Below are 6754 nucleotides of genomic sequence, written 5' to 3' on the forward strand. Positions count from 1 at the left end.
CGGCGTAGCCGGGCTCGACCGAGCGCGCGAGCACCACGCCGTCGATGGGCGAGGCGATCATCGCCTTCCCGAGGTCCGTTTCCGCCGTGTCGAGCGTCGCTTCCGCATCGGCGATCGACGCGCGGGAAACTTCCACCGAGGCGCGCGCCGTTTCGACGGACGCTTCCTGCTGGTCGAGTTCGGCGCGGGTCGGCATGCGGCCTTCCGAGATGCGGTTCAGCTCCTTCAGACGGTCGTAGCGGAGCTTCGCTTCGTTCAACGTCGCTTCGGATTCCTTGAGCTGCGCCTTGGCGCTCGTCAGCGCGGCCTTCGCGCTCGAGACCTTCGCCTCCAAGTTGCGCGTGTCGAGCTCGATCAGCGTCTGCCCGGTCTTCACCTCGTCGTTCACGTCGACGTTCACCTTGCGGACGATCCCGGAGAGCTCCGACCCCAAGGTCACGGTGCGCATCGGGTTCAAGGTCCCGTCGGCCGAGACCGTCACCGAAATCGGACCGCGCTCCACCACCTGCGTCACGTAGCTCACGGCATTGGGGTCCGGGCGCGTCGACATCCACGCGTAGACGCCTCCGCCCACGAGGGCGACGGCGCAGCCCCAGATCAGGGTGCGGACATACCAGGGACGGCGGTTCCCGTCATCCAAGAGCACGCGGGCGCTCTTCTTCTGTTCGTTCTTCTGTTCGGTCATGACGGATTACCTCTGTTCAGTCTCTTCAGCCCCTTCGGGCGCCTCCAGGGCGACGGTCGCCGCGGTCCCTTCGGGGACCGCATCGAAGGCCCAGGCGCCGCCCAGCGCGCGGTAGAGCACGACGTACTGATTGGCGCGCTCCGCCTGGTTCGAAAGGAGCGACTCCTCGGCGGACAACCGCGAGCGTTCCGTGGAGAGCAGCATCGTGTAGTCGCCGATGCCGGATTCGTATTCAAGTCGGGCCAGCAGCGCGGCGGTGCGCGCGTGGCGAAGCGCCACTTCGAGGTCGCCCGAACGGCGTTCGGCGCTCGAAATCCCCGCCAACGCGTTGTCGGTCTCTTCGAGCGCGGTCAAAAGCGTCGCCACGTAGTCCGAGCGCGCGCGGTCGAGTTCCGCGGCGGCGGTTTCTTCCGCGGCCATCAGGCTCCCCCAGTTGAGGACGGGAAGCGAGAGCGCCGCCGCCAAACCGGCGACGCCCGTGCCGGAGGCACCGAGCGCCCCGATCGTCCCTGCGGCCGTCCCGATGTTCCCGGTGAGCTTCAGGGTGGGGAAGAAGTCGCTCTTGGCGCTCTTCAATCGAAGCACCTTCGCTTCCAGGGTCGCCAGCGCCGAACCCACGTCCGCGCGGCGCATGATCGTCTCGGCCGGGATCGAGACCGCGGCGCCCTCGGGCGGGACGGGAATCGCGGCTTCTTCGCCGAGATTCAGTTCGTCGACGGGCATCGCGGTGAGCCGCGCGATCGCGTTCCGGTACTCCTGAATCGAGCGTTCGATTTCGGGGACGCGGGCGCGGGCGTTCGCCCACTGCGTGCGGGCGTCTTCGGCTTCAGAAGCCGTGCCGGTCCCGGCCTGGTACTGCCATTCGGCGACGCGGGCGGTCTCGGCGTAGTTCTGGATGCTCTGCATCACGACCTGGCGCTGCGCCAAGGCCGCGCGCAGGTTGACGTAGGCCTGCGCGGTCTGCGCGGCGACGAGCTCGCGGGTGCTCTCCAGCGTGAGACCGCTCGCCAGGGCTTCCGCTTCGGCCGCGTCACGCTGCTGGTATTCGCTCCCGGCGAGGTTCAACGTCCACGCGCCCGAGAGGTCCGCACCGTAGTCGGTCGTGGTGTGCCCGCCCGAGCGCTGACGGTTCCCGGAGCCGCCCAACGCGGCGGTGGGCCAGAGGATGCTGTTCGCGTTCATGACGCTCGCGCGCGCCGCACGCAGATTCGCGACGGCCGAGAGCACGTCGGTGTTGGCGGCGCGGGCGCGCTCGACGAGGCGCGAGAGCGTCGGATCCTGCCAGCGCGTCCAGAAGTCGCGGAAGACTTCGCTTTCCCCGGCGGGGAGCGCGTCGGTCGACCACGAAGCGGGCGTCACGTCGGCGGCGAGCCGCGCCGTGTCCGGCGCGACGACGGCGCAGCCCGCGAGCATCGCGAGCGAAGCCGCCATGACGGCGAGGCCGATGGGCCGGAATGTTGTCTTGATCATCTTCGGTGTTCGGGGGTTCGTGAGGGCGCCCGCGCGAGGGGGCGGCCCGGATCGTTTCAAGGTCATTGTGCACCGCGCTTTGCGGGGCCCGCGTTAATTCGGCTCAGCCTCTGTTAAAAAAGTTTAGCGGCCCGACATTCTAGGGATTTCAAGGCGTCGAATGATAAAATGACATCCGATTCCCAAGGATTTTCAAGCCCGAAAAACCGGGCACGGACGCCTCATGCACACCGCTCCCAAACGCATCCTCATCATCGACGATGACGGCGCACTCACCGACCTTCTGACCGACTACCTCAACATGGAAGGTTTCTCCGCCACGTCCGCCAACAACGGACCCGACGGCCTGAAGCGTCTCGAAGACGAGACGTTCGACCTCGTCGTTCTCGACGTGATGATGCCGGGGATGAGCGGCGTGGAGGTTTTGAAGGAAATCCGCGCCAAGGGCCAGCTCCCCGTCCTGATGCTCACCGCCAAGGGCGACCCGATCGACCGCATCGTGGGGTTGGAATTGGGCGCCGACGACTACGTACCGAAGCCCTGCCCGCCGCGCGAGCTGCTCGCGCGCATCAACGCGATCCTGCGCCGCACGGCGCAGTCCGAATCGAGCGTCGCGCCCATCACGGTGGGCGACCTCGTCGTGAAACCCTCCTCGCGCACGGCGATGGGGTTGGGCAAGCCCATCGAATTGACGAGCACCGAGTTTTCGCTCCTTGAGCTCCTTGCGCGCCAAGCGGGCAAGCCCGTTCCGAAGGACGAAATCTACGCCAAGGTTCTCGGCCGCCAGATGGGTCCCTACGACCGCGCGATCGACGTGCACGTCTCGGCCGTGCGCCACAAGATCGCCGCCGTCCTCGGCAAGACCGTTCTGATCGAGAGCATCCGCGGGGTGGGCTACCAGCTCGTCCACCGCCCCGAAGAGCCCGCCTGATCCCCCGTCGACGGCCATGCGCTGGCGTTTCCCGATCAACAGCTTCTTCTGGCGGATCTTCGCGGGTCTTCTCGCCGTGATCATCGCCACGGGCGTCTTCGTCTGGATCTACTCCTGGGTCGTGCAGTCGCGCGAGGAAGGCGTGGGCACGATCGACTGGCGCCGCAGCGCCCAGAAGGCCGTGGAGAGCGCGCTCATCGTCCACCGCTACGGCGGGCGCGAGCAGCTGGAGCGGTGGCTCCGAAGCCCCGTCAACAGCGACCCGATCGTCTACGTGCTGGGCCGCAACGGGGTGGAACTCTCGGGGCGCAAGGTTCCCGAGCCCGCCATCGAGATGCTCGCCGACCTCCGTCAGGGGCGTCTTCCCCCGCAGGCGATGGGGATGCACGGCCGCATGCGGAACCGCTCGATCACGGAAATCGAGATCGATGGCCACCCCTACATCGTCTTCGCCACGCGCACGGACCCGAGGCTCGTGCGCATCGACCCCGTGCCCTTCAACCCGCGCTACCCGGCGGACGTCGCCGTCGCGGCGGGGCTCATCATCACGCTGCTCGTCGCGTACGTCCTGGCCCTCTACTACACGCGGCCGCTCCGGCGGCTCGACCGCGCCATGCAGCGCTTCGCCCAGGGCGAACTCTCCACCCGCGTCTCGGGCGACATCGGGACGACGGACCGCGAAATCGCCTCGCTCGCGGAGGTCTTCGACCGGATGGCCGAGCGCATCGAGCAGTTGGTCAACCGTCAGCGACGGCTCTTTCACGACGTGAGCCATGAGGTGAGGAGTCCGCTCGCCCGCATCGAGGTGGCGCTGGAACTCGCTCGGCGCGACCCGGCCCGCGTGCCCGCGAGCCTCGACCGCATCGAAAAGGAAGTGGGCGCCGTCGACCAACTGATCGACGGGCTGCTCACGTACGCGCGTCTCGACGCGGGGGAAGAACTTCCCCTGGAGCGCATCGAACTGCGGGCCCTTCTGGACGACATCCGCGAGACGGCCGAATACGAAGCGCAGAAGCGCAGCATCGGCGTGACGCTCACGATCGACCCGTCGCTGGAGAACGTCTTCCTCAAGGCGGACCTCTCGTCGCTCCCGCGCGCCTTCGACAATTTCCTGCGGAACGCCATCCGCTACACGCCCGAGGGCGGCTCGATCGAACTTCGTGCGGAGCCCGCGGCCCCCGGCACCTTCGAGATCCTCTGCGTCGACCAGGGGCCCGGCATCCCGGCGGAAGAATTGGAGCAGGTCTTCAGCCCCTTCGTGCGCGGCACGCGCGAAGCGACCGGCACCGGGTTCGGCCTGGGCCTCGCGATCGCGCGGCGCATCATCAAGCTCCACGGCGGGAGCGTCCGGGCGGAAAACCGCACCGACCGCTCGGGGCTCATCGTGCGCACGACGCTCCCCACGGCGCGCTGAGCGCCGGCATCCCGACCCCGAAACGACGTTGCCCGCGAGGAATCGCGGGCAACTTTTCAATTTTCGCGCTTTTCGGCCGCAAAAGCGAGTCCCCGCGCACAACTCTTCAACCCGCGTCAAGTCGAGGGAGATCCCCTCCGCAGGCGCGGAGTCCCGGGGAGCAGAATGGTCGAACCTATCCCGAATTCGACCAAAAAGGGGAACTCACCATGATTTACGAGCCTGAAAATCTCCGTACCCTAGCTCTGGTAGGGCATGGTTCCTGCGGCAAAACCTCGCTCATCGAGGCCATGCTCTACCGTTCCGGCATGATCCCGGAATTGGGCGCCGTCGAACGCGGCAACACGATGTGCGACAACGACCCGCTCGAAAAGCAGGTCGGCCATTCGATCCGCCTCGCCGTCGCGCACGTCGACACCGCGATGCCGAACCTGACGCCGGTGCGCATTCACGTGCTCGACACCCCGGGGTATTCGGACTATCTCGGCCAGGACCTCTCGGCGCTCGACGCCGTCAAGTCCGTCGCCGCCGTCGTCGATGCGACCAAGGGCGTCGAACTCCTCACGCGCCGCATGATGCAGGTCGCCGCCGATCGCCGTCTCTGCCGCATGATCGTCGTCAACAAGTTCGACGATCCCAACGCCGACCTTGAGGGGCTCCTCGAACAGATGCGCGAAATCTGGGGCCCGGGCGTTCTCCCGATCAATCTCCCCACGAAGAACCACACGCACGTCATCGACTGCTTCGAACGCGAAGAAGGCGAATCCGACATCATGAGCGTCGAAGACGTTCACCGCGCCTTCATCGAACGCATCGTGGAAGAGGACGACGAAGCGCTCGAACGCTACCTCGAAGAAGGGAGCGTCGACCCGCGCATCCTCCACCCGCTCATCACGAAGGCGCTGCGCGAAGGCCACATCATTCCGGTGTGCTTCACCTCGGCCAAGAACCTGATTGGCATCCGCGACTTCATGAAGGTGATCATCCGCCATCTGCCGAGCCCGGCCGAGGCGAACGACGCGCTCTTCGTCACCGCCGAAGGCGAACCCTACGTGACGAAGCCCGAACGCGACCTTCCGGTGGTCGCCCAGGTCTTCAAGATCGTCAACGACCCGTACATCGGCAAGATCGGCGTCTTCCGCGTCCACCAGGGCACGATCACGAAGGACAGCACGCTCTACGTCGACGACGGCAAGAAGCCCATCAAGGCGGCGCATCCGCTCCTGCTTCAGGGGAAGAACACCGCCGAGACCGACCGTCTCTGCCCGGGCGACATCGGCGCCCTCGCGAAGATCGATGAATTGAACTACGGCTCCGTCATCCACAGCGACCCGAACGTGAGCGGCATCCGCATGCGTCCGATCGACTTCCCGAAGCCCATGTACGGTCTTGCGGTGAAGCCCGCCCGCCGCGGCGACGAAGGCCGCATGAGCGAAGTGCTCGCGAAGATGCAGGGCGAAGATCCGACGATGACGGTCGAGCACGACCCGGTTCTGAACGAAACCGTGATCCGCGGCCTCACCGACATGCACGTCCGTTCGATCCTCGAGCGCATGAAGGTCAACTTCAAGCTTGAAGTCGAAACGAGCACGCCGTCGATCCCGTACCGCGAAACGATTTCGGCGAACGCCGAAGGCCACGCCCGCCACAAGAAGCAGACGGGCGGCGCCGGCCAGTTCGGCGAGGTCTACCTCAGGGTCGAACCCCTCCCGCGCGGCCAGGGCTTCGAGTTCGTCGATCAGGTCAAGGGCGGCGTCATTCCGTACAACCTCATCCCGGCCGTCGAAAAGGGCGTGCGCGAAGTGCTCGACTCGGGCTACGTCGCGGGCTACCCGATTCAGGACGTGCGCGTGATCGTCTACGACGGCAAGAGCCACCCGGTCGACTCGAAGGAAGTCGCCTTCGTCTCCGCCGGCCGCAAGGCCTTCCTCGACGCGCTCGCCAACGCGAAGCCGCAGATCCTCGAACCGATCGTCCGCGTTGAAATCAACGCGCCCGAACAGTACATGGGCGACATCGCCGGCGACTTCGCGTCCCGCCGCGGTCAGGTTTCCGGCACGGAATCGCTCCCGGGCGGCATCATCTCGATCACGGGTACGGTGCCGTTGGCGGAACTCGACGGCTACGCCACGCGTCTGCATGCGCTCACCCAGGGGACGGGCTCCTGGGGGATGGAATTGGACAGCTACCAGCCGCTTCCCGCGCAGAAGCAGGCCGAGCTCGCCTCCAAGTACCAACGCAAGGAAGAAGAGGA

The 6754-nt window shown here is 66.5% G+C and carries 5 protein-coding genes; 3 read left to right on the forward strand and 2 right to left on the reverse strand.

Translation table 11 applies throughout. From position 1 onward, the window contains the following. Both HMPREF9440_RS11755 and HMPREF9440_RS00705 read right to left on the reverse strand, forming a co-directional pair. A partial coding sequence (locus tag HMPREF9440_RS11755; protein WP_008540504.1) for an efflux RND transporter periplasmic adaptor subunit occupies positions 1 to 685 on the reverse strand: 685 nt, incomplete at its 3' end. Between the two features lie 6 nt (positions 686 to 691). Further along, entirely contained in the window at positions 692 to 2155 is a 1464-nt protein-coding gene (locus HMPREF9440_RS00705) for an efflux transporter outer membrane subunit (RefSeq protein ID WP_008540505.1), read from the reverse strand. A 223-nt stretch (positions 2156 to 2378) separates the two neighbouring features. On the opposite strand from HMPREF9440_RS00705, the gene HMPREF9440_RS00710 reads away from it, so the two are divergent. The 3 genes from HMPREF9440_RS00710 to fusA form a co-directional block, all read left to right on the forward strand. Further along, complete coding sequence (locus HMPREF9440_RS00710) at positions 2379 to 3086, forward strand: response regulator transcription factor (protein ID WP_008540506.1); 708 nt, start codon at positions 2379 to 2381, stop codon at positions 3084 to 3086. A gap of 16 nt (positions 3087 to 3102) precedes the next feature. Further along, positions 3103 to 4500: a HAMP domain-containing sensor histidine kinase gene (locus HMPREF9440_RS00715; RefSeq protein WP_008540507.1), complete on the forward strand. Its 1398-nt coding sequence runs from the start codon at positions 3103 to 3105 to the stop codon at positions 4498 to 4500. 209 nt (positions 4501 to 4709) lie between these two features. Then, on the forward strand, positions 4710 to 6754 hold a 2045-nt coding region (gene fusA / locus HMPREF9440_RS00720; RefSeq protein ID WP_040763145.1), incomplete at its 3' end, for an elongation factor G.

The sequence above is a fragment of the Sutterella parvirubra YIT 11816 genome, assembly GCF_000250875.1.
In the GTDB taxonomy this organism is placed as follows: Bacteria; Pseudomonadota; Gammaproteobacteria; order Burkholderiales; family Burkholderiaceae_F; genus Sutterella; species Sutterella parvirubra.

What these genes read in the sequence shown, in the direction of transcription:
- HMPREF9440_RS00710 (WP_008540506.1), top strand. Translation starts at nt 2,379, where the DNA reads ATGCACACCGCTCCCAAACGCATCCTCATCATCGACGATGACGGCGCA.
- HMPREF9440_RS00715 (WP_008540507.1), top strand. Translation starts at nt 3,103, where the DNA reads ATGCGCTGGCGTTTCCCGATCAACAGCTTCTTCTGGCGGATCTTCGCG.
- HMPREF9440_RS00705 (WP_008540505.1), bottom strand. Translation starts at nt 2,155, where the DNA reads ATGATCAAGACAACATTCCGGCCCATCGGCCTCGCCGTCATGGCGGCT.